General features: G+C 44.8%; 19 protein-coding genes and 5 tRNA genes. 3 read left to right on the top strand and 21 right to left on the bottom strand.

Going from position 1 to position 22,299, the window contains the following annotated elements:
* Nucleotides 1-5 precede the first annotated feature (5 nt).
* From DW033_RS11105 to DW033_RS11095, 3 genes are all read left to right on the top strand, one after another.
* Nucleotides 6-1,253 carry a glutamate-5-semialdehyde dehydrogenase gene (locus DW033_RS11105; RefSeq protein WP_005867252.1) on the top strand — a complete coding sequence of 416 codons (1,248 nt, stop codon included), beginning with the start codon at nucleotides 6-8 and terminating at the stop codon, nucleotides 1,251-1,253.
* A 50-nt stretch (nucleotides 1,254-1,303) separates the two neighbouring features.
* Nucleotides 1,304-2,779, top strand: a complete 1,476-nt coding sequence (locus DW033_RS11100; RefSeq protein ID WP_005867251.1) for a HAMP domain-containing sensor histidine kinase — start codon at nucleotides 1,304-1,306, stop codon at nucleotides 2,777-2,779.
* 79 nt (nucleotides 2,780-2,858) lie between these two features.
* Entirely contained in the window at nucleotides 2,859-3,821 is a 963-nt protein-coding gene (locus tag DW033_RS11095) for an N-acetylornithine carbamoyltransferase (RefSeq protein ID WP_005867250.1), read from the top strand.
* Between the two features lie 199 nt (nucleotides 3,822-4,020).
* Here the strand turns inward: DW033_RS11095 and DW033_RS11090 are convergent, their stop codons facing one another.
* From DW033_RS11090 to mtnA, 21 genes are all read right to left on the bottom strand, one after another.
* Nucleotides 4,021-4,335, bottom strand: coding sequence for a DUF3467 domain-containing protein (locus tag DW033_RS11090; RefSeq protein ID WP_005854225.1), 315 nt, complete (start codon nucleotides 4,333-4,335; stop codon nucleotides 4,021-4,023).
* A 362-nt stretch (nucleotides 4,336-4,697) separates the two neighbouring features.
* Nucleotides 4,698-5,582: an AraC family transcriptional regulator gene (locus DW033_RS11085; RefSeq protein ID WP_005854224.1), complete on the bottom strand. Its 885-nt coding sequence runs from the start codon at nucleotides 5,580-5,582 to the stop codon at nucleotides 4,698-4,700.
* Between the two features lie 15 nt (nucleotides 5,583-5,597).
* Complete coding sequence (locus DW033_RS11080) at nucleotides 5,598-6,461, bottom strand: endonuclease/exonuclease/phosphatase family protein (protein ID WP_057326326.1); 864 nt, start codon at nucleotides 6,459-6,461, stop codon at nucleotides 5,598-5,600.
* A 160-nt stretch (nucleotides 6,462-6,621) separates the two neighbouring features.
* The gene (gene rpoC / locus DW033_RS11075) at nucleotides 6,622-10,917 is read right to left on the bottom strand and encodes a DNA-directed RNA polymerase subunit beta' (protein WP_048927529.1); all 4,296 of its coding nucleotides are present in this window, start codon (nucleotides 10,915-10,917) and stop codon (nucleotides 6,622-6,624) included.
* Nucleotides 10,918-10,993: 76 nt separating this feature from the next.
* Complete coding sequence (rpoB, locus tag DW033_RS11070; protein WP_122382753.1) at nucleotides 10,994-14,806, bottom strand: DNA-directed RNA polymerase subunit beta; 3,813 nt, start codon at nucleotides 14,804-14,806, stop codon at nucleotides 10,994-10,996.
* Between the two features lie 107 nt (nucleotides 14,807-14,913).
* Nucleotides 14,914-15,291, bottom strand: a complete 378-nt coding sequence (gene rplL / locus DW033_RS11065) for a 50S ribosomal protein L7/L12 (RefSeq protein WP_005854220.1) — start codon at nucleotides 15,289-15,291, stop codon at nucleotides 14,914-14,916.
* A gap of 50 nt (nucleotides 15,292-15,341) precedes the next feature.
* Nucleotides 15,342-15,872, bottom strand: coding sequence for a 50S ribosomal protein L10 (gene rplJ, locus DW033_RS11060; RefSeq protein WP_005867245.1), 531 nt, complete (start codon nucleotides 15,870-15,872; stop codon nucleotides 15,342-15,344).
* A gap of 14 nt (nucleotides 15,873-15,886) precedes the next feature.
* Nucleotides 15,887-16,585, bottom strand: a complete 699-nt coding sequence (gene rplA, locus DW033_RS11055; RefSeq protein ID WP_122382752.1) for a 50S ribosomal protein L1 — start codon at nucleotides 16,583-16,585, stop codon at nucleotides 15,887-15,889.
* 15 nt (nucleotides 16,586-16,600) lie between these two features.
* Nucleotides 16,601-17,044, bottom strand: a complete 444-nt coding sequence (gene rplK, locus DW033_RS11050) for a 50S ribosomal protein L11 (RefSeq protein WP_005867244.1) — start codon at nucleotides 17,042-17,044, stop codon at nucleotides 16,601-16,603.
* Nucleotides 17,045-17,111: 67 nt separating this feature from the next.
* Nucleotides 17,112-17,654 (bottom strand): transcription termination/antitermination protein NusG, encoded by a 543-nt coding sequence (nusG, locus tag DW033_RS11045; RefSeq protein ID WP_005854213.1) that lies wholly within the window; start codon nucleotides 17,652-17,654, stop codon nucleotides 17,112-17,114.
* An 11-nt stretch (nucleotides 17,655-17,665) separates the two neighbouring features.
* Nucleotides 17,666-17,860: a preprotein translocase subunit SecE gene (gene secE, locus DW033_RS11040; RefSeq protein WP_122382751.1), complete on the bottom strand. Its 195-nt coding sequence runs from the start codon at nucleotides 17,858-17,860 to the stop codon at nucleotides 17,666-17,668.
* An 18-nt stretch (nucleotides 17,861-17,878) separates the two neighbouring features.
* Nucleotides 17,879-17,951 (bottom strand) — tRNA-Trp (locus DW033_RS11035).
* 52 nt (nucleotides 17,952-18,003) lie between these two features.
* Nucleotides 18,004-19,191 carry an elongation factor Tu gene (gene tuf, locus DW033_RS11030; RefSeq protein ID WP_005854209.1) on the bottom strand — a complete coding sequence of 396 codons (1,188 nt, stop codon included), beginning with the start codon at nucleotides 19,189-19,191 and terminating at the stop codon, nucleotides 18,004-18,006.
* A 49-nt stretch (nucleotides 19,192-19,240) separates the two neighbouring features.
* A tRNA-Thr gene (locus DW033_RS11025) sits at nucleotides 19,241-19,312 on the bottom strand.
* 10 nt (nucleotides 19,313-19,322) lie between these two features.
* Nucleotides 19,323-19,395 (bottom strand) — tRNA-Gly (locus DW033_RS11020).
* Nucleotides 19,396-19,439: 44 nt separating this feature from the next.
* Nucleotides 19,440-19,521 (bottom strand) — tRNA-Tyr (locus DW033_RS11015).
* Between the two features lie 20 nt (nucleotides 19,522-19,541).
* Nucleotides 19,542-19,615, bottom strand: a tRNA-Thr gene (locus DW033_RS11010).
* Between the two features lie 93 nt (nucleotides 19,616-19,708).
* Nucleotides 19,709-20,008, bottom strand: coding sequence for a ribosome hibernation-promoting factor, HPF/YfiA family (gene hpf / locus DW033_RS11005; RefSeq protein ID WP_008778704.1), 300 nt, complete (start codon nucleotides 20,006-20,008; stop codon nucleotides 19,709-19,711).
* Nucleotides 19,998-20,906 carry a tyrosine-type recombinase/integrase gene (locus tag DW033_RS11000; protein WP_122382750.1) on the bottom strand — a complete coding sequence of 303 codons (909 nt, stop codon included), beginning with the start codon at nucleotides 20,904-20,906 and terminating at the stop codon, nucleotides 19,998-20,000. The genes hpf and DW033_RS11000 overlap by 11 nt, the downstream gene beginning before the upstream one ends.
* 73 nt (nucleotides 20,907-20,979) lie before the next feature.
* The gene (rpsU, locus tag DW033_RS10995; protein ID WP_005854174.1) at nucleotides 20,980-21,171 is read right to left on the bottom strand and encodes a 30S ribosomal protein S21; all 192 of its coding nucleotides are present in this window, start codon (nucleotides 21,169-21,171) and stop codon (nucleotides 20,980-20,982) included.
* Nucleotides 21,172-21,255: 84 nt separating this feature from the next.
* On the bottom strand, nucleotides 21,256-22,293 hold the full coding sequence (mtnA, locus tag DW033_RS10990) for an S-methyl-5-thioribose-1-phosphate isomerase (RefSeq protein ID WP_122145479.1): 1,038 nt from the start codon (nucleotides 22,291-22,293) through the stop codon (nucleotides 21,256-21,258).
* Between the last annotated feature and the right edge of the window lie 6 nt (nucleotides 22,294-22,299).

Here is a 22,299-nt window from a genome sequence, read left to right as displayed (position 1 = left end):
AAAGTATGAATGTAAAAGATATGCTGCGACAGGCATCGGATGCGGCTAAACAATTGATAACGCTATCGGATCAAACGATTATCGGGATCTTAAAGGAGACAGCGCAGGTTCTACGGACTCATACGGAGGAGGTACTCGCCGCGAATCGCCAAGATCTGGAACGTATGGACCCAGCGAACCCGAAATACGACCGGCTGAAATTGACAGAGGAAAGGCTACAAGGTATCGCCGCCGATATGGAGAATGTATCGACATTACCTTCTCCATTAAATAAGGTCTTGAGCGAGACTACCCGCCCGAACGGAATGGTTATCCGAAAAGTAACCGTGCCTTTCGGGGTGATCGGTGTGATCTATGAGGCTCGTCCGAATGTTACCTTCGATGTTTTTTCCTTATGTTTCCGAAGCGGTAATGTTTGCGTGCTAAAGGGTGGATCGGATGCGGACTTCTCTAACCGAGCCTTGGTACGCATCATCCATTCTGTATTAGAGCGTCAGGGTATAAATCCGGCGGTATGCACTTTACTACCTCCGGATCGAGAGGCTACGGCGGAATTACTGGGAGCGGTCGGCTTGGTTGACTTAATCATTCCTCGTGGAAGCAGTTCCTTGATTCACTTCGTCCGGGAACACGCGAAAGTTCCGGTGATCGAGACTGGCGCTGGTATCTGTCATACCTATTTTGATCGCTCCGGAGATAAAGGCAAGGGACGTGAGATCGTAAATAACGCAAAGACACGGAGGGTCAGCGTATGTAATGCCTTGGATTGCTTAATCATCCACCGAGAACGTCTATCTGATCTTCCGTATATCTGTGGAAAGCTTCCGGACAGCAACGTAATCATTTATGCGGACGAACCGGCTTATGCCGCTCTATCCGAACATTATCCGGAGACGCTTTTACAACAGGCTAACGAAAACAGTTTCGGTACCGAGTTCCTCGATTACAAAATGAGTATCCGTACCGTATCCTCTTTAGACGAGGCTCTATCACATATCGCCCGGTACAGTTCAAAACATAGCGAAAGCATAATCAGCGAAGATCCGGAAACTATCCGGCGCTTCCAGCAATTGGTAGATGCCGCTTGCGTATACGCAAATGTATCTACCGCCTTTACTGATGGGGCCCAATTCGGATTCGGGGCGGAGATCGGAATCAGTACCCAAAAGCTACATGCCCGGGGACCGATGGCGCTTCCTGAATTAACGACTTATAAATACATCATAGAAGGAGACGGGCAGACGAGAATATAGGAACTCGCCTGTCTCTTTCTTCTAGAACAACACTTAAATCTAAACGAATAATGTCAACAGTAATAGATTCAAATATTTTCAATACTTTAGTTTCAAATACATTCTATTCCTGTCCTTTAGGAGGGGCTATCTATGATACGGAAGGAAATCTGATAGACTTGAATAAGGCGATGTTCGCTCATTTTTCCTTGGCAGATAAGCATGACTTTATTATAGAACATCTATTTAATAACATCGTACTAACCGATTCCTTGAAGTCATCTTTAAGAAAAGGTGACGCAATTATATGCGAAGAGCCCGTCACGTTTAAAGTAGAACCCATCTATACCGATGAACAGGGGCTTAGCGGGTATACGCTTTGGCTTACGCAGCAGGGAGAAAAAGAAACTGACAGGGAAAATAAACTATTGATGGGACAATTGAACGAGAGCCGGATATTGATGCGGCAAGCGTTGGAAGACGGTAAATTAGCCGCTTACTCATTCAGCTTCGACCGTTTCTCCACTTGCGACAAAAAGCATTGTAACCGCTGTTTTCAATTCTACGGCACGACCAATACTCTATTAGATAAAAACAGGTTTATATGCAGGGCTTTATCATCCGTACGTAAGCCAGAGGATAGTTTGGATTTCTTCTATCTGTTCAATAAAATCCGGGACGAGAAATTATCGTCTCACAACGTCACCTTCCACCTGAAGAATCAAGACGGGACTTATAAGATGTATGAAATATCGGGTAAAAGCATGGATATTGATGAAAGCGGCACCCCACATGTCATTATAGGTAGCATTATCGAAAAGGAAAACGACGAGCTAGCTATCGCGAATCATCAGAAATCCAAGGATCTTTCCCTATTGAAATCTACGTTTCTGGCAAATATGACGCACGAGATCCGGACTCCGTTAAATGCCATCGTCGGCTTCTCCGATATGTTAGGACTGGAAGATGATCCGGAAATGCGTGAACAGTATATTTCCATGATTAAAGAAAATAACACGGCTTTGCTCGAATTAATCAATGACACACTCGAGATGTCCAGAATCGAGTCCAATACGATCAATTGGTCATATGAGGATGTAAATCCGCTCGCTATCATGCACGATGTATACGAATACGCCTCTCCCCGCATATCCGAAAACGTACGGTTAATCTTGGATGATTCTCCAAACGTATCTCTTCACACGGATAAACATAAGCTTATGCTTATCTTGAAAAAACTACTTTCTAACGCCCTCCGATATACGGAGAAAGGAGAAATTCATTTCGGATACCAATCGTTGTATCCGGTCAGCGTGCAATTTTACGTGTCCGATACAGGCAACGGCATCCCGAAGGACAAACTAGGGCACATCTTCGAGCGATTCCTGCAATTGAACGAATTTGAACCGGGTACCGGATTGGGACTTTCAATCTGTAAAGGTCTGGTCACCGCCATGGGAGGTACCATTTGGGTGAACTCGGAGGAAGGGAAAGGTTCTACCTTCAGTTTCAAACTACCCATAACACCTCCGGATACGATCTCTTAAACAATTCCTTGGTCTTTCTAAAGGATAATTGACAAGTAGTCATTATCTTTGCCTTTAACAAAATATTATTGTAACAGATATGAGACATTTCACTTGCGTACAGGATTTAGGTGACTTGAAACAAGCGCTTAATGAAGCTTTCGAGATCAAGAAAGATCGTTTCCAGTTTAGTGAACTGGGAAAAAACAAGACGTTGTTGATGATATTTTTCAACTCAAGCCTACGTACCCGCTTAAGCACCCAAAAGGCTGCCATGAACTTAGGTATGAACACGATCGTTTTGGACGTTAACCAAGGTGCATGGAAGCTGGAAACAGAGCGAGGTGTTATCATGGATGGTGATAAACCGGAGCATTTGCTGGAAGCTGTTCCTGTAATGGGCTGTTACTGCGATGTGATCGGGGTCCGTTCTTTCGCACGCTTTGAGAATAAAGAAGATGATTATAACGAAAAGATATTGAGTCAGTTCATCGAGCATTCCGGCCGGCCGGTATTTAGCATGGAAGCGGCGACACGCCATCCGTTGCAAAGTTTCGCCGACTTGATCACGATAGAGGAATATAAGAAAACAGCTCGTCCGAAGGTAGTCATGACTTGGGCTCCTCATCCGAAATCATTGCCGCAAGCCGTACCAAACAGCTTTGCCGAATGGATGAACGCTACAGATTATGAGTTTGTTATCACTCATCCGGAAGGTTATGAGCTTGATCCTAGATTCGTAGGCAACGCTAAAGTGGAATACGATCAGAAGAAGGCTTTTGAAGGAGCGGATTTCATTTACGCAAAGAACTGGTCCGCTTATAAAGATCCGAATTACGGACAAGTAATCAGCACAGATCGTAGCTGGACCGTAGACGCAGAGAAAATGGCGCTTACGAATAACGCTTATTTCATGCATTGCTTGCCGGTTCGCCGCAATATGATCGTTACCGATGATGTGATAGAGAGCCCGCAAAGTATCGTAATCCCCGAGGCGGCAAACCGTGAGATCTCCGCACAAACCGTATTGAAGAAAATATTGATGGGATTATCTAATCTTTAGGATAGAGAGATAGGGTATTCTTTACGATGGGCATTCTTAGGTGTTTATAACAGGCATTCTTAACACCTAAGAATGCCCATTGTAAGCATCTAAGAATAGGCATCAAGGTTTTTCAATGTAAACGAGCCATCCCAACAATAAAAGAGTACTCCCCTACTCTTGTAGAAAAGTACTCTTTCTATGGCTGAAAACAAATCTATTAAGCCTCTCCTGTCGGACCTGCGAAGTCCTCAAAATTAGCTGTTTTGTTATTATTATTTCCTGCTTGAAGTTGCTCCCCAAATTTCTTGATATTGTCTTGCAAAGCGAATAACAAACGTTGAGCGTTATCCGGAGTTAAGATTACGCGACTTTTCACTTGTGCCTTAGGAGCTCCCGGAACCACCCGGATGAAATCTAGGATAAATTCAGAGCTTGAATGAGATATAATAGCCAAATTGGCGTAAGTTCCTTGTGCCATCTCTTCAGATAACTCGATCTGAATCTCGTTATTGGCAGGTTTGTTGTTTTCCATACTTTCTTCTTTTAAATTTATGGTGATTAAAAATTGCGAAGACAAATATACATATTTATTCCGGGTTACAAAGGGGTTGAAGACTATAAATGCAAAAACGACTACCTTCTCAGGCAGTCGTTTTCTAGTTGTGTTTTTAATTCTCAATTCTTTAGACCAATGTAAAAATACCTTTTGTGTTTGATATAATTGGTTTTGGCGTTTTAGTTAAGGTTTGTTTTGTCTAAGTGCTAATCTCTTTCACTTGAACTTTACAAAAGTAAGGGCTTTAGCAAAGACCACCAAATACTATATGTGCAATAAATAATACTATATCATCAACACTTGACACAAATCAATGTAAACATGCTTTAAATCATGTTTTAAATTATAAACCTCGAACGGGAATATTTTTCCCTGTACTCTGTAGGGGTACTCCCCCTACGCCGTTTGAATACCCGGTTGAAATTCGATAGATTATTAAAACCGCACCTGTAACATATTTCAGAAATACTGTCACTTGTATCGGTCAAACGGCATACCGCCTCGGCTACCCGGATCTCGTTCAAGTTATCGATAAATGTCTTTCCCGTCCACTTCTTCAAGAAACGCATCAATGAGGCATCGCTCATATTTGTTAACTTAGCCACTTCCGACAAGGTGATACGTTTTTGATAATTTTCGTGTAAATATAACATGATACTATCTAAACGATCGGTATCGTTATTATTATAGTTCTTTACCGTGTTCACGGCATTCAACCTACGGGCTGCTTTATCCAAAGATAGAATCTTAAGAATCTCGACCAAACGCAACAGGTTCTTGAAAGAATCCGGCTTGTTATCGTTCGACAACATTCTTAATTTATCTTGAATGCCAAGTATCATTTCCCGGCTGAAAACAAGACCACTGGAAGCGTTATCAAACATATCCTTCATGGTCTTGAAATGCCGTCTATTGATTAAGCTATCAAATAACGATTTATGAAATTGTATCGTTATCTCAAAGATCCCATTACACGGACACTTATGGTTCGAGTAAGCATGCTTCGTTCCTCCCGCGATCAACACCAAATCCAGATCATCGATTTCCTCGACCGAATCGCCAACTATCCGGATAGCACCAGCGGCATTCTCCAGATAGTTCAACTCAAACTCCATGTGTACATGTAACGGAAAATTAAACCCCGATTTCGGGCGTTGCATGACCAAGAAGCAATCTTCTGATGAAAGCGGGGTAGTTTCCTTCAATACGTCTACTTTCCCCATACACACAAAGCTTTTTTATTCGAGTATCAACGTACTGATTACCGGGCAATGGTCGGATGGGAACAGGTTATTCAACGTTTCAGTCAATACACCATGACGCAATACCTTGATATTCCCTTTCACGAAGATATAATCAATCCATTCACGCTTGTCGTAAGGGATCTTTCCAAAATCATGGAATGTCCATTCCGGGCCGTAAGTAAACCCTGCGATCGTGCGGGAATGAGTCAAATGACGAGGATCACTCGGATTAGTCAATACTTGTATCGGCTCATCAGAAGGCACGGCATTGAAATCGCCAGTCACGATTATAGGCAAATTCTCGGATAATTTCTTCGCTTGCTCCAGCACCAAAGAAGCTCCTTCATGACGAGCCACTTTCCCCATATGATCCAAGTGCGTATTCAAGAAAAAGAATTTCTTTCCCGTATTCTTATCTTTCAAGATCGCCCAAGTAGCAACACGCTCGCATGCGGCGTCCCAACCTTTCTTACCAACGGCATTTATATCTTCGGCTAACCAGAAATTACCGCTTTTCTCAACGGAGAAACGATCCTTACGATAGAAAATCGGAGTGTACTCCCCTTTCGTCTTGCCATCCTCACGACCAACACCCACATAAGCGTATTCCGGTAAACGATCAAGCAAATCATTCAGCTGATTATTCAAGACCTCTTGCGCACCGAACACATCCGCCTCATGGAATTTCACTAAATCAGCAGCGAAATCTCTTCTGAATTTCCATTGATTATCCTTATCACCCGAATTATCGTAACGGATGTTATAAGACATTACATTCATTTTCTCATCGTTGTTTTTAGCGAATAAGCAGCCAGTGGCAAATAAAGCCACCATTAAACAAAGTAAAATTCTCTTCATGATATTGATTATTATATGTTTCTTATATGTCTCAGTATTTATCTATGGTCTTTGTTACCTCGCAAAAATAAAGTTTATCCATTTATTAAGCAAATAAGGAAGAACAAAAAAGGCCGACAGATTGCTCTGCCGGCCTTTCTTTATAGTTTATTAAACGTTCCTATTCTTCATCATCTTTGTCCATGGCATTGAAATCAACCACGTTCTTGCGATTAGCGAAGATACGATCGAACTCATCCTTTGCGCCTACGATCAGCTTATCAAACTCACGCTGACCGGTACCAGCAGGAATCAAGTGACCACAGATAACGTTCTCTTTCAAACCTTCCAAACGGTCTACCTTTCCGTTGATAGCAGCCTCGTTCAATACTTTCGTCGTCTCTTGGAAAGATGCGGCGGACATAAAGCTGTTCGTCTGCAAAGCGGCACGTGTGATACCTTGAAGGATCTGGTTGGCTGTAGCCGGAATAGCGTCACGTACCTCGACCAACTTAAGGTCACGGCGTTTCAACATACTATTCTCATCTCTCAACTTACGTGCAGTCACGATCTGTCCGGCCTGCAATGTCTGAGAATCTCCCGGATCGGTAACAACTTTCTTGCCCCAGATACGATCGTTCTCGTCCATTACCTCCAACTTATCAACAATCTGCTGCTCCAAGAAGCGAGTATCTCCCGGATCAACCACCTCTACCTTACGCATCATCTGACGAACGATAACCTCGAAGTGCTTATCGTTGATCTTCACACCCTGTAGACGGTATACATCCTGAACCTCATTCACGATATATTCCTGTACAGCCGTCGGACCTTTGATCGCCAAGATATCCGAAGGAGTGGTAGCACCGTCTGATAGCGGCATACCCGCACGGATATAGTCGTTCTCCTGAACCAATAATTGTTTAGACAGAGGAACCATATATTTCTTAACCTCACCCAACTTAGACGTTACGGTGATCTCACGGTTACCACGTTTGATCTTACCGAATCCTACCTCTCCGTCGATCTCAGATACGACAGCAGGGTTAGACGGGTTACGAGCCTCGAACAACTCGGTTACACGAGGAAGACCACCGGTGATATCACCGGCCTTACCTACGGCACGAGGGATCTTAACCAAAACCTCACCAGCTTTCACTACATCACCATTGTCTTTCACGACGTGAGCGCCCAATGGCAAAGAGTAGTTCTTCAAGTAATTACCATTCTCATCCACGATATGAGCGGCCGGAGCCTTCGTCTTATCCTTAGACTCGATGATGATCTTCTCCTTCAAACCGGTAGTCTCATCACTCTCAACCTTGTAAGTTACGTTCTCTACCAAACTCTCGAACTCGATCTTACCGGAAACCTCTGATACGATTACGGCATTGAACGGGTCCCACTCGATGATCACGTCACCCTTCTTAATTGAGTCACCGTTGTTGAAGAACAACTTAGAACCATAAGGTATATTATGAGTCAACAACACGATCTTCGTGTTCGGATCAACAATGCGCATTTCAGCCAAACGGCTTACTACTACCAAATGTTTCTTTCCGCTCACCTCGTCTACCGCCTCAACAGCACGAAGCTCGTCGATCTCTAAAATACCATCATATTTAGATGTAATACTATTCTCTGTTGCGATGTTGGATGCGATACCACCGACGTGGAATGTACGCAACGTCAACTGTGTACCCGGCTCACCGATAGACTGCGCGGCGATTACACCGACAACCTCACCCTTCTGAACCATGCGGTTCGTAGCCAAGTTACGTCCATAGCACTTAGCGCAGACACCCTTCTTAGACTCACAAGTCAATACGGAACGAATCTCGACGCTCTCGATCGGAGAGTCTTGGATTGCCTTAGCGGCATCCTCACGGATTTCCTCACCGGAACGAACGATAACCTCGCCCGTAATCGGATGGATCACATCGTGAACAGATACACGACCTAAGATTCTCTCATACAAGGAAGCGATCACCTCCTCGTTATTCTTCAATTCCGTACAAACCAAGCCACGCAATGTACCACAGTCTTCCTCGTTTACGATCACGTCGTGAGAGACGTCAACCAAACGACGAGTCAAGTAACCGGCATCGGCAGTCTTCAAAGCGGTATCGGCCAAACCTTTACGAGCACCGTGAGTAGAGATAAAGTACTCCAACACGGACAAACCTTCCTTAAAGTTAGAAAGGATCGGGTTCTCGATAATCTGACCACCTTCTGCACCACTCTTCTGCGGTTTCGCCATCAAACCACGCATACCGGACAACTGACGAATCTGCTCCTTAGAACCACGGGCACCGGAATCCATCATCATGTAGATTGAGTTGAATCCATCGTTATCCGCCGTCAATTGCTTAATCAAGATATTAGACAAGTTACTATTAACGTGTGTCCAAGTATCGATAATCTGGTTATAACGCTCGTTGTTGGTAATGAAACCCATATTATAGTTAGCCATGATCTGCTCAACCTCCTCATATCCCTTCTGAACCAACGCGTCTTTTTCAGCAGGAATAAGCACATCAGCCAAGTTGAAAGACAGACCACCCTTAAATGCCATATAGTAACCCAAGTTCTTGATATCATCCAAGAACTGAGCGGTACGAGCTACGCCACAAGCCTTGATTACCCGACCGATGATGTCGCGAAGAGACTTCTTACCCAACACCTCGTTTACATAACCAATCTCTTTCGGCACGAACTCGTTGACCATCAAACGTCCAACAGAAGTCTCAACCATCGTCTTCACCAAGTTACCGTTCTCATCCAAATCCTCCACGTAAACATGGATCGGAGCATGGATATCCAACTTCTTCTCATTGTAAGCGATCGTAGCCTCTTCCGGACCATAGAAAGTCAAACCTTCGCCTTGTGTACCCTTGCGCAACTTGGTAATATAATACAAACCAAGCACCATATCCTGAGAAGGTACGGTAATAGGAGCACCATTCGCAGGGTTCAAGATATTGTGTGAAGCCAACATCAACATTTGAGCTTCCAAAACAGCCTCATTACCTAACGGCAAGTGAACAGCCATCTGGTCACCGTCGAAGTCGGCGTTGAATGCCGTACATGCCAACGGGTGCAACTGGATAGCCTTACCCTCGATCAATTTCGGCTGGAACGCTTGGATACCCAAACGGTGCAATGTCGGGGCACGGTTCAATAATACCGGGTGACCTTTCATTACGTACTCCAAAATATCCCAAACAACCGGTTCCTTACGGTCAACGATCTTCTTGGCAGATTTCACCGTCTTCACGATACCGCGTTCGATCAATTTACGGATAACGAAAGGCTTATAAAGCTCGGCAGCCATATTCTTCGGCAAACCGCACTCGTGCATCTTTAATTCCGGACCTACGACAATAACCGAACGAGCGGAGTAGTCTACACGCTTACCCAACAAGTTCTGACGGAAACGACCTTGTTTACCTTTCAAACTGTCGGACAAGGACTTCAACGGACGATTGGCGTCTGTCTTAACCGCGCTCGATTTACGAGAGTTGTCAAACAAAGAGTCCACGGCCTCCTGAAGCATACGTTTCTCATTACGTAAGATCACTTCCGGAGCCTTAATATCGATCAATCGTTTCAAACGGTTATTACGGATAATAACACGACGATATAAATCATTCAAGTCAGAAGTAGCGAAACGGCCACCGTCCAGCGGAACCAACGGACGCAGTTCAGGAGGGATCACCGGGATCACCTTCATGATCATCCATTCCGGTTTGTTACGACCTCTGGACGCACGAAAAGACTCAACCACCTGAAGGCGTTTCAAGGCCTCGTTCTTTCTCTGTTGAGATGTGTCCGTGTTCGCACGGTGACGCAACTCATAAGAAAGAGAATCCAAGTCCAAGCGAGCCAACAGATCATAAACAGCCTCAGCGCCGATCTTAGCGATGAACTTATTCGGATCCGTATCCTCTAGCAATTGATTTTCTCTTGGAAGGCTATCCAAAATATCCAGATATTCCTCCTCAGATAATAGGTCTAACTCACCGACCGTGTCTACGCAACCCGGCTGGATCACGACGTAGCGTTCGTAATAGATGATGGAATCCAGTTTCTTGGTAGGAAGACCTAGCAAGTAACCGATTTTATTAGGCAAAGAACGGAAATACCAAATATGGGCAACAGGAACCACCAAATGGATGTGTCCCATACGTTCACGACGAACTTTCTTTTCCGTAACTTCCACTCCACAACGATCGCAGACAATACCTTTGTAACGGATACGCTTGTACTTACCGCAATGGCACTCATAGTCCTTGATCGGACCAAAGATACGCTCACAGAACAAACCGTCACGCTCAGGCTTATACGTACGATAGTTAATTGTTTCCGGTTTCAAAACCTCACCGCTGGAGTTCTCTAGGATCTCCTCAGGGGATGCCAGACCGATGGTTATTTTTGAAAAGTTACTCTTTATCTTGTTTTCTTTTCTAAAGGCCATATTATTTATTTATAAAGAGTTATCAATAGATAAAGTAGACGGGCCGTAGCCCACCTACTTCTTTATTGTTATTGAATTAATCCAGAGTGAAACTCAAACCAAGTCCTCTCAACTCGTGCAATAATACATTCAGAGATTCAGGAATACCCGGCTGTGGCATCGGATCACCCTTCACGATCGCCTCATAAGCCTTCGAACGTCCTACAACGTCATCAGACTTAATCGTAAGAATTTCCTGAAGAACATGAGCGGCACCGAAGGCTTCCAGTGCCCAAACCTCCATCTCTCCGAAACGCTGACCACCGAACTGTGCCTTACCACCTAACGGCTGTTGCGTAATCAAAGAGTACGGACCGATTGAACGGGCATGCATCTTATCGTCAACCATGTGGCCCAACTTCAAGAAGTAAGTCACACCCACCGTAGCAGGTTGGTCGAAACGCTCACCAGTACCACCATCATACAAGTAAGACTTACCGTAGCGAGGAATACCAGCTTTGTCTGTCCATTCGTTCAAATCATCCAAAGTCGCGCCATCGAAGATCGGAGTAGCGAACTTAACGTCCAGCTCACGTCCGGCCCAACCCAACACGGCCTCAAAAATCTGTCCCAAGTTCATACGAGAAGGCACACCCAGCGGGTTCAAGCAGATATCCACCGGAGTACCGTCTTCCAAGAACGGCATATCCTCCTGACGAACGATCTTTGATACGATACCCTTGTTACCGTGGCGACCGGCCATCTTATCACCTACCTGAATCTTACGTTTCTTGGCGATATAAACCTTAGCCATCTGTACGATACCTGTCGGCAGCTCATCACCGATCGTCAAGTCGAACTTCTTACGTCTCAACTCAGCGTCAAGCTCCTTGTACTTCTTCAAATAATTCAAGATAACCTGTTTGATCAACTCATTCTTCTGAGCGTCTGCCGTCCACTTGCTTACTTGGATGGAGTTATAATCCAATTCTTCCAGAGATTTGCGGGTAAACTTAGCACCCTTAGCGATAATCTCCGTATTCATATAGTCTTTAACACCTTGAGAAACCTTGCCGTTTGTAAGCACTAACAACTTATCAACTAACAAAGTCTTCAAGCTAGCCATCTTTTCTTCGTATTCCTCGTCCAACTTCGGCAAGATCGCCTTATCAGTCAATCTGGATTTACGTTTCTTGACAGCCTTCGAGAACAAAGCGGTCTCGATAACCACACCGCGCAAAGACGGAGTAGCCTTCAAGGAAGCATCCTTCACATCACCCGCCTTATCACCGAAGATAGCACGCAACAACTTTTCCTCCGGAGATGGATCAGACTCACCTTTCGGAGTGATCTTACCAATCAAGATATCACCCGGCTCGATGCGAGCACCTACACGAACGATACCTCTCTCATCCAAATCCTTGGTAGCCTCTTCGCTGACGTTAGGGATATCGGAAGTCAATTCCTCCATACCACGCTTTGTCTCACGTACCTCAAGGATGTATTCGTCAACGTGGACAGACGTAAAGAAGTCCTCACGAACCATACGCTCGTTCAACACGATAGCATCCTCATAGTTATAACCCTTCCAAGGCATGTAAGCCACCTTCACGTTACGTCCCAAAGCAAGCTCGCCTTTCTGGGTTGAGTAACCCTCGGTAAGGATATCGCCGGCTTTCACACGTTGTCCGCGATGACAGGTCGGTTTCAAATCGACTGTCGTACTTTGGTTGGTCTTACGCCATTTCGGGATATTATATGTCTTAACCGCATCCTCGAAGCTAACGAATTCCTCGTCCTCCGTGCGGTCATATTTAATCTTGATACAAGTAGCATCAACGAACACAACCTCGCCCTCACGCTCAGCCATAATCTGAGTACGGGAGTCACGGGCAACCTGCGCCTCAATACCGGTACCAACAATCGGAGCGTCCGTACGCAACAAAGGAACTGCCTGACGCATCATGTTAGATCCCATCAACGCACGGTTAGCGTCATCGTGTTCCAAGAATGGGATCAAAGAAGCTGCGATAGAAGCGATCTGCTGCGGAGCCACGTCCATCAAGTCAAGCTCAGAAGGAGGAACAACCGGAAAGTCAGCCTCGAAACGAGCCTTCACCTTATCACGAATAAACTTACCGTTATCATCCAATGGAGCGTTACCTTGAGCGATTGTCAACTCTTCCTCTTCCTCCGCCGTGTAGTATTGCAAGCCTTCCTCAGAGAAGTCGACCTTTCCATCTGCCACCTTACGGTACGGAGTCGAGATGAAACCAAGATCGTTGATCTTAGCGTATACACATAAAGAAGAGATCAAACCGATGTTCGGACCTTCCGGGGTCTCAATCGGACAAAGACGACCATAGTGCGTATAGTGAACATCACGAACCTCGAATCCGGCACGCTCTCTAGACAAACCTCCCGGACCTAGGGCTGATAAACGACGCTTGTGCGTGATCTCCGCCAACGGGTTCGTCTGGTCCATGAACTGAGACAAGGCATTCGTTCCGAAGAAAGAGTTAACCACGGAAGAAATCGTCTTCGCATTGATCAAATCAATCGGAGTAAACACCTCATTATCGCGAACGTTCATACGTTCACGAACTGTACGTGACATACGAGCCAAACCAATACCGAACTGGTTATACAATTGCTCGCCAACCGTACGTACACGACGGTTGCTTAAGTGGTCGATATCATCCACGATAGCCTTCGAGTTGATCAACTCGATCAGGTACTTGATGATCTCGATAATATCTTCTTTAGTCAAAACCTTAACATCAGCGCTTGTAGTAAGGCCTAACTTCTTGTTGATCCTGTAACGTCCCACCTCACCCAGATCATAACGTTTCTCTGAGAAGAACAGGTTCGTGATAACCTCGCGTGCGCTAGCCTCATCAGCCGGTTCCGCATTTCTCAACTGTCTGTAGATATACAACACAGCTTCCTTCTCGGAGTTACTCAGGTCTTTCTGGAGCGTATTATATATGATAGCATAGTCAGACAGATTCTGGTCCTCACGATGCAACAAGATATTTTGCGTGCCTGAATCCAAGATAGCCTCGATATTGTCGCTATCCAGTACAGACTCACGGTCGATGATAACATCGTTACGTTCAATAGAAACCACCTCACCGGTATCCTCATCTACGAAATCCTCCACCCAAGTCTTCAAAACACGAGCGGCCAGCTTACGTCCGATAAACTTCTTCAGGTTTGCTTTCGTTACCTTAACCTCTTCCGCAAGGTTGAAGATTTCAAGAATATCTCTATCGCTTTCAAAACCAATAGCTCTCAAAAGAGTAGTTACAGGCAATTTCTTTTTACGGTCGATGTAAGCGTACATCACATTGTTGATGTCCGTAGCGAACTCGATCCATGACCCCTTGAACGGGATAATACGTGCGGAGTACAACTTCGTTCCGTTTGCGTGCGTGCTTTGTCCGAAGAATACGCCCGGAGAACGGTGCAGCTGAGACACGACAACACGCTCGGCGCCGTTGATCACGAAAGTACCTCTGTCCGTCATATACGGAATCGGACCCAAGTATACATCTTGGATCACCGTATCGAAGTCCTCATGATCCGGGTCCGTACAGTACAGTTTTAACTTCGCTTTTAAAGGCACGCTATAGGTTAACCCGCGAGCGATACACTCATCGATACAGTAACGAGGCGGATCTATATAGTAATCTAAGAACTCCAACACAAAATTGTTACGGGTATCCGCAATCGGGAAATTCTCGGCAAATACCTTATACAATCCCTCCTTCTTTCTCTTTTCAGGAGGAGTGTCAAGTTGAAGAAAGTCTTGGAACGACTTCAATTGAACTTCGAGAAAGTCCGGATACGGGAACTGATTCTTTATCGAAGCAAAATTAACTCTTTGGTTTTCAGCTGTTGAAGACATCTAGTAAGGAATTTATTGAACTTATTGAAATTATAGACACAAAAAGGTTAAGAGTCTTCGTAGTCGGAGACTCTTAACCAAATCACCTGGAAACCAGGTTATAAATACTATTTAAGCTCAACTTCAGCTCCAGCCTCTTCCAACTGTTTCTTCAATGCCTCAGCATCAGCTTTAGCGATACCTTCCTTGATTGCACTAGGAGCGCTATCTACCATATCCTTAGCCTCTTTCAAGCCAAGACCTGTTAATTCTTTAACTAACTTAACGATAGCTAATTTATTAGCACCAGCTGCTTTCAATACAACATCGAAAGAAGTCTTCTCTTCTGCAGCGGCAGCAGCACCACCAGCAGCAGGACCAGCAACAGCAACAGCTGCAGCAGCAGGTTCGATACCGTACTCTTCTTTAAGGATAGTAGCTAATTCGCTAACTTCTTTAACGGTCAAGTTTACTAATTGTTCTGCAAAAGCTTTCAAATCTGCCATTTTTGTATGATTTAAATGATTATTTATCTGTGTAATGTTTTAATGAAAAATTATCTTTCTTCCAAAGTCTTCAACAGACCATGGATAGTTTGTCCTGATGACTGAAGAGCAGAGATAACGTTCTTCGCCGGAGATTCCAACAATGCGATAACATCGGCAATAAGTTCGTTTTTGCTCTTGATATTTACTAATGCCTCAAGATTCTCAGCACCTACATAGAAGCTTTCTTGTACGTAAGCAGCCTTCAAAGCCGGTTTAACGACTACACCTTTTTTAGCGTCCTTAGTAAAATCCTTAATCAGGCGAGCGGGAGCATTAGCGACTTGTGAGAACATCACAGCCGTATTGCCTTTCAAAGCCACGTTAAGATCAGAGAAGTCACCTTCAATGTTCTCCAACGCTTTCTTAAGCAAGTTATTCTTTACAACGACTAACTTAACCTCACGCTTGAAACACTCTCTTCTCAATTTGCTGGTTTTCTCAGCGTCCAACGCCTCGATATCCGTCAAATAGAAATTAGGATATTCCTTTAATGTTTCAGTTAATTGACCTATAACAGTTCCTTTATCTTCCTTTCTCATTGTTCAATTGTTTTTTAGTTTTCTTCAACTGATTTGGGGTCAATTTTAATACCCGCACTCATAGTACTAGAAAGATAAATACTCTTTATATACGCACCTTTAGCCGCAGTAGGTTTCAACTTGATCAAAGTTGAAATAAACTCCTTAGCATTGTCACGAATCTGTTCCGGAGTGAAAGACACCTTACCAACAGATGTGTGAACGATACCGCTCTTATCTACCTTAAAGTCGATCTTACCTTGCTTAACCTCCTTCACCGCGTTTCCGATCTCATTGGTAACCGTACCGCTCTTTGGATTAGGCATCAAACCACGAGGGCCTAATACGCGACCAAGAGCACCGATCTTACCCATGATAGAAGGCATAGTGATGATAACATCAATGTCAGTCCAACCGCCTTTAATCTTATTAATATACTCATCCAATCCAACATAGTCAGCTCCAGCGGCAGTAGCTTCAGCTTCCTTGTCCGGAGTACATAATGCGAGAACCCTAACCTGCTTACCAATTCCGTGAGGCAATGAAACCACGCCTCTCACCATTTGATTGGCCTTACGGGGGTCAACACCTAAACGGACATCAACATCTACGGATGCGTCAAACTTAGTTGTAGTAATTTCCTTCACTAAAGCTGAAGCTTCTTTCAATGTATATGCTTTCCCAGCTTCAATCTTGCCCAAAGCCAACTTTTGATTCTTTGTAAGTTTACTCATCTCAATTGAAGTTTATTAATTATTACCCGGGAATGTCCCTTTAACAGTGATACCCATACTTCTGGCTGTTCCCGCAACCATTCTCATGGCTGACTCGACAGTAAAGCAGTTTAGATCGACTAATTTGTCTTCAGCGATAGCTTTCACCTGCTCCCATGTGATCTCAGCGATCTTAGCACGGTTAGGTTGAGCGGAACCGCTCTTCTTCTTAGTAGCTTCCAACAACTGGATTGCCACAGGAGGAGTTTTAACGACAAAGTCGAAAGACTTATCGGCATAGTAAGTAATTACAACAGGTAATATCTTACCAGCCTTGTCTTGGGTCTTGGCATTAAATTGCTTGCAAAACTCCATAATGTTAATACCCTTAGAACCCAAAGCAGGTCCTACTGGGGGAGAAGGGTTTGCTGCTCCTCCTTTAATCTGCAATTTGATTTGTCCAGCAACTTCTTTAGCCATTGTTTCTAAAATTTTTTAGATATATAACATCAATAACAGAAAGGTAGCACTTTTCGTAACCAGAGTACTATTCTTTCTCAACTTGCATATAACCCAACTCAAGGGGAGTCTTGCGTCCGAAGACCTTAACCATCACCTTAAGTTTCTTTTTCTCGGCGTTGACCTCTTCGATTATACCCGTGAAACCGCTGAACGGTCCAAAAGTAATCTTCACACTCTCGCCAACATAGAACTGGATATCCAGATCCTCTTGTTGTTCCTGCAACTCGTCAACCGTACCTAAGATACGATTCACTTCCGCAGGACGTAATGGCACGGGGGTATCAGAACCACCCAAGAAACCAATCACGTTCGGAATGTTCCGCAATCGATGAGCAACCTCACCGACCAAAGCGGCCTCAACCAGTACATAACCCGGCAAGTAAGCTCTTTCTTTCATGACCTTCTTACCGTTTCGTACCGTAAAGGTTTTCTCGGTCGGAATCAAGACTTGAGATACATATTCTCCCAGATCCGTATTCTTCAGCTCAGCCTCTAGATATTCCCGTACCTTGTTCTCCTTGCCACTGATGGCACGCAGAACATAAAATTTCTTTTGGATATCAGACATACCTTAACTGATTAGAAAATTTGGTTGTAGAAGAAACGCATAACACCCTCGAAGGCCCCGTCAACAACAAAGATCAATGCGGCGATGATAAGGGAAGCAAACATAACAACAACCGCACTATTGGAAAGCTCTGCTCTCGTAGGCCAAGAAACTTTATAAACAAGTTCGTTATAAGATTCCTTAATATAAGTAATTATCTTTTTCATCGAATCTATAGATTTTAGCACGGAAGGAGAGGCTCGAACTCCCGACACCTGGTTTTGGAGACCAGTGCTCTACCAACTGAGCTACTTCCGTAGAAATAGCCAGCCCTTAAAAAGACTGGCTATAACATTATCTAATGCTTGAATTAGTTCTCTAATTCTGTGATCTGGCCTGCACCTACTGTACGTCCACCCTCGCGGATAGCGAAACGAAGACCTACGCTACATGCTACCGGATAGATCAACTCAACCTCGATCGTTACGTTATCACCCGGCATTACCATTTCAGTTCCTTCCGGCAAAGTGATCTCACCAGTTACATCCAATGTACGGATGTAGAACTGAGGACGATATTTGTTGTGGAACGGAGTGTGACGACCACCTTCCTCTTTCTTCAAGATATAAACCTCAGCCTTGAACTTAGAATGCTCTTTAACCTGACCCGGGTGGCAGATTACCATACCACGCTTGATCTCATTTTTATCGATACCGCGAAGCAACAAACCAACGTTGTCACCAGCCTCACCTTGATCCAATAACTTACGGAACATCTCAACACCTGTAACAACAGATTTCTTACCAGCAGCGCCAAGACCGATGATCTGAACTTCCTCACCTACCTTAACGATACCTGTCTCGATACGACCTGTAGCAACAGTACCACGACCCGTGATTGAGAATACGTCCTCAACCGGCATCAAGAACGGCTTGTCGATTTCGCGCGGAGGCAGAGGAATCCAAGTATCACAAGCTTCCATCAACTCCATTACTTTATCTTCCCATTGAGCATCACCGTTCAATGCACCAAGAGCAGAACCACGGATGATCGGAGTGTTGTCACCGTCGAATTGATAGAATGAAAGCAACTCTCTCATCTCCATCTCAACCAATTCCAACATTTCCTCGTCGTCAACCATGTCACACTTGTTCATGAATACAACCAATCTCGGAACGTTTACCTGACGAGCCAAAAGGATGTGCTCGCGAGTTTGAGGCATAGGACCATCAGTAGCAGCAACTACGATGATAGCACCGTCCATCTGAGCAGCACCAGTTACCATGTTCTTTACGTAGTCGGCGTGACCCGGACAGTCTACGTGAGCATAGTGACGGTTTGCAGTCTGATACTCTACGTGAGAAGTGTTGATTGTGATACCTCTCTCTTTTTCTTCAGGAGCGTTGTCGATAGAATCGAATGAACGCAACTCTGAAAGACCTTTCTTTGCCAATACTGTTGTGATAGCAGCTGTCAAAGTTGTTTTACCGTGGTCAACGTGACCAATCGTACCAATGTTCACATGTGGTTTCGATCTGTCAAATTTCTCTTTTGCCATAACTTAATTGTTCTTTATTTGATTAATGATCATGTTCAATTTTCAATTGAGCCGGTGCCGAGACTTGAACTCGGGACCTCTTCCTTACCAAGGAAGTGCTCTACCGCTGAGCTACACAGGCAACTTATAAGAGCGGAAGACGGGGCTCAAACCCGCGACCCTCAGCTTGGAAGGCTAATGCTCTATCAACTGAGCTACTTCCGCAAGACCGAATGAACCAACCGATTCTCTCCTTTGTTTCATTCGTGTGGGCAGTGATGGATTCGAACCACCGAAGGCGAAAGCCAGCTGAGTTACAGTCAGCCCCATTTGGCCACTCTGGTAACTGCCAATTCCAATACATTTTTTTGAGCCTCTTGTCGGATTCGAACCAACGACCCCGAGATTACAAATCACGTGCTCTGGCCAACTGAGCTAAAGAGGCGATACTTCTAAAAGCAGCCGTTTCGTCACCACGGCGAAACGGCTGCAAATTTAGATATTATTTCTTACATACCAAATTTATCTACCGTTTTTTTTATTTGGCTCTGATTTTTTCTTTGAATTTAACCAGTTGCTTCTCCAAAGCCTCAACACAATCGTCTATCGCCCCTTCGAAAGTATCGTTTATTTTATCAGCGAAACATTCCCCGTTCTTCACGGACAACATTATACTGGCTTGCTTGTTCTTCACCGTCTCAGGCTTAACCACCTTCAATGTAACCTCTGCCAATATAATACCATCGAAGTATTGCTCCAATTTAGAAACTTTCTTCTGAATAAACGCCTCCAACTGTGCAGTTGCGTCGAAATGAATTGCTTGAATTCTAACGTCCATAATAACCTCCTTCTTTTTTTGCTCTTGGATGAGCATGATACACTTTTTTTAATTCCTCAAAGGTTGTATGCGTGTAAACACTGGTAGACGCTAAACTGCTATGACCTAATAAATCTTTCACAGCGTTCAGCTCGGCTCCGTTGTTTAACATACTCGTTGCAAATGAATGTCGTAACACGTGTGGACTTCGTTTCGCCAGCATGGGTATCTCCGACAATTGCTTTTTTACTATATTATAAACAATCCCCGTCGACAACTGGTTCCCGTTCTTTCGAACGAAAAACCATTCACCGGCTGCCTCAACCTCACGATCACGGACTTCCGTGTATGCAAGCATTAAGTTTTTTAAACCCTCCGCAAAAGGAATCAACCGCTGCTTGTTCCGCTTTCCGGTTACCTTGACCTGCATCGCCTCATAATCCACATCCACGTTTCGTATGCCGATTAACTCTGAGCGGCGCATCCCGGTATCGTATAGCATCTCAATGACCAACCGATTCCTCACACCTTCAAAATCCTCATCAAATCCGTCCCCGTCCAACAACGCCTCCAACTCGCTATCCTTAATAAAATAAGGTAAGGGTTTCTTCGTTTTCGGACCGCTCACCAATCTCAACGGATTCGCGGAGACAATCCCCCGTTTCATGAGAAACTTAAAAAAAGATTTCAAAGAACTTAATTTCCGGTTTACCGATACGGGAGAAAGCTTCTCGTCCATCAAACTGACGATCCAGCTTCTCACGAAATCCGAGTCGATTTCCCCGGGGTTGAATGCACCTTCTCGATGCTCTCTTACATACCTCTGGAATTGGTCCAAATCTTTCGAATAGGCACCAATCGTATAATTGGAATAGTTCCGCTCATACCTGAGATAGTTTAGAAAGTCATCGATCAGCATATTCTCGTTGCATCAACATTCATGCAACGAAAATAGGAATAAGAATTCAATAAAACAAGCCCGGAAGCTATAATTATTCTTCTACTTGTTGCAAATGCTGTACGTAGATAGCACGCATAGTCTGCTTTCTCTTCGTAACAGACGGTTTCTCGAAAGCCTGACGGCCTCTCAATTCCTTGACTACACCTGTTTTCTCGAACTTTCTCTTGAATTTCTTAAGCGCCTTCTCGATGTTTTCGCCTTCTTTTAATGGAACTACGATCATAATTTAAATTGTTATATTGTTTAATTATTTATATCCTCAAATTGAGCGGCAAAATTACTGATTGTTTCGGGATTAGCAAAACTTTCAGCGATTATTTTTATAAAAGATGCCTTTCTCCGTAATTATAGCCGTGATTAGCTCGTGGGGAGTAATGTCGAAGGCGGGGTTGTAGACTTTTACGTCTTTCGGGGCCATACGCCTTGAATACCACATCTCGGTGACCTCATCGGGGTTACGTTCCTCTATTACAATGGAATCGCCGTCCGGGCACGAGCTATCGATGGTGGATGTCGGGCCTAATACATAGAAGGGGATCTTGTAATGCCGGGCCAAGATAGCCACCCCGGACGTGCCGATCTTATTCGCCACGTCACCATTGGCGGCTACACGGTCGCAACCTACGACCACGGCTTGCACCCAGCCTTTCCGCATGACGATAGAGGCCATATTATCGCAAATCAGCGTCACGTCCACGCCGGCCCTGCTTAGCTCATAGGCCGTGAGCCGGGCGCCTTGCAACAAAGGACGGGTCTCGTCGGCGAAGACCTTGAAACCATAGCCTCTCTCCTGCCCCAGATAAATCGGCGCCAAGGCGGTGCCATACTCCGAGACCGCCAGATGTCCGGCGTTGCAATGCGTAAGGATTCCCATCCCGGGACGGAGTAGCTCCAGACAGTTCTCGCCGATCTGCCGGCAAGCGGCGGCGTCTTCCTCCCGGATCGCAATCGCTTCCTTATATAATAGCTCTTTCCATTCCGGGACAGACAAGGTTGGATGAGCGACCAATACCCGCTCCATCCGGTTCAGCGCCGCCACCAGATTCACCGCCGTCGGACGGGAACCGGCCAAATACTCCTTGATCTTCCGAAACTCATTCACGAAAACGGATTTCTCCACCGTATCGATCCGACGGGCGCAGACATAGATACCATAAGCGGCCGCTATCCCGATAGCAGGTGCTCCACGTACCTTTAATTTATAGATGGCATCCCATATCTCCTCGGCAGTGGTAAGGGTCAGATACGCTTCCTTACCCGGCAGCAGAGTTTGGTCCAAAATGATCACACCGTCCGCTTGCTCGTTGAAACGCACGGTCTTTAAATCAGATAGAGTTTGTATCATTCGATA

The sequence above is a fragment of the Parabacteroides sp. AF39-10AC genome (genome assembly GCF_003635405.1).
Lineage (GTDB): Bacteria > Bacteroidota > Bacteroidia > Bacteroidales > Tannerellaceae > Parabacteroides > Parabacteroides distasonis.
This window is presented reverse-complemented; position numbering and strand designations above follow the sequence as displayed.

Excerpts from the sequence above, each read along its gene's own strand:
- DW033_RS11100 (WP_005867251.1), top strand. The coding sequence starts at position 1,304 with ATGTCAACAGTAATAGATTCAAATATTTTCAATACTTTAGTTTCAAAT.
- rpsU (WP_005854174.1), bottom strand. The coding sequence starts at position 21,171 with ATGATCGTAGTTCCATTAAAAGAAGGCGAAAACATCGAGAAGGCGCTT.
- DW033_RS11095 (WP_005867250.1), top strand. The coding sequence starts at position 2,859 with ATGAGACATTTCACTTGCGTACAGGATTTAGGTGACTTGAAACAAGCG.
- secE (WP_122382751.1), bottom strand. The coding sequence starts at position 17,860 with ATGAAAAAGATAATTACTTATATTAAGGAATCTTATAACGAACTTGTT.
- nusG (WP_005854213.1), bottom strand. The coding sequence starts at position 17,654 with ATGTCTGATATCCAAAAGAAATTTTATGTTCTGCGTGCCATCAGTGGC.
- mtnA (WP_122145479.1), bottom strand. The coding sequence starts at position 22,293 with ATGATACAAACTCTATCTGATTTAAAGACCGTGCGTTTCAACGAGCAA.
- DW033_RS11085 (WP_005854224.1), bottom strand. The coding sequence starts at position 5,582 with ATGGGGAAAGTAGACGTATTGAAGGAAACTACCCCGCTTTCATCAGAA.
- tuf (WP_005854209.1), bottom strand. The coding sequence starts at position 19,191 with ATGGCAAAAGAGAAATTTGACAGATCGAAACCACATGTGAACATTGGT.
- rplL (WP_005854220.1), bottom strand. The coding sequence starts at position 15,291 with ATGGCAGATTTGAAAGCTTTTGCAGAACAATTAGTAAACTTGACCGTT.
- hpf (WP_008778704.1), bottom strand. The coding sequence starts at position 20,008 with ATGGACGTTAGAATTCAAGCAATTCATTTCGACGCAACTGCACAGTTG.
- DW033_RS11080 (WP_057326326.1), bottom strand. The coding sequence starts at position 6,461 with ATGAAGAGAATTTTACTTTGTTTAATGGTGGCTTTATTTGCCACTGGC.
- DW033_RS11000 (WP_122382750.1), bottom strand. The coding sequence starts at position 20,906 with ATGCTGATCGATGACTTTCTAAACTATCTCAGGTATGAGCGGAACTAT.
- rplK (WP_005867244.1), bottom strand. The coding sequence starts at position 17,044 with ATGGCTAAAGAAGTTGCTGGACAAATCAAATTGCAGATTAAAGGAGGA.
- DW033_RS11105 (WP_005867252.1), top strand. The coding sequence starts at position 6 with ATGAATGTAAAAGATATGCTGCGACAGGCATCGGATGCGGCTAAACAA.
- rplJ (WP_005867245.1), bottom strand. The coding sequence starts at position 15,872 with ATGAGAAAGGAAGATAAAGGAACTGTTATAGGTCAATTAACTGAAACA.
- DW033_RS11090 (WP_005854225.1), bottom strand. The coding sequence starts at position 4,335 with ATGGAAAACAACAAACCTGCCAATAACGAGATTCAGATCGAGTTATCT.
- rpoB (WP_122382753.1), bottom strand. The coding sequence starts at position 14,806 with ATGTCTTCAACAGCTGAAAACCAAAGAGTTAATTTTGCTTCGATAAAG.
- rpoC (WP_048927529.1), bottom strand. The coding sequence starts at position 10,917 with ATGGCCTTTAGAAAAGAAAACAAGATAAAGAGTAACTTTTCAAAAATA.
- rplA (WP_122382752.1), bottom strand. The coding sequence starts at position 16,585 with ATGAGTAAACTTACAAAGAATCAAAAGTTGGCTTTGGGCAAGATTGAA.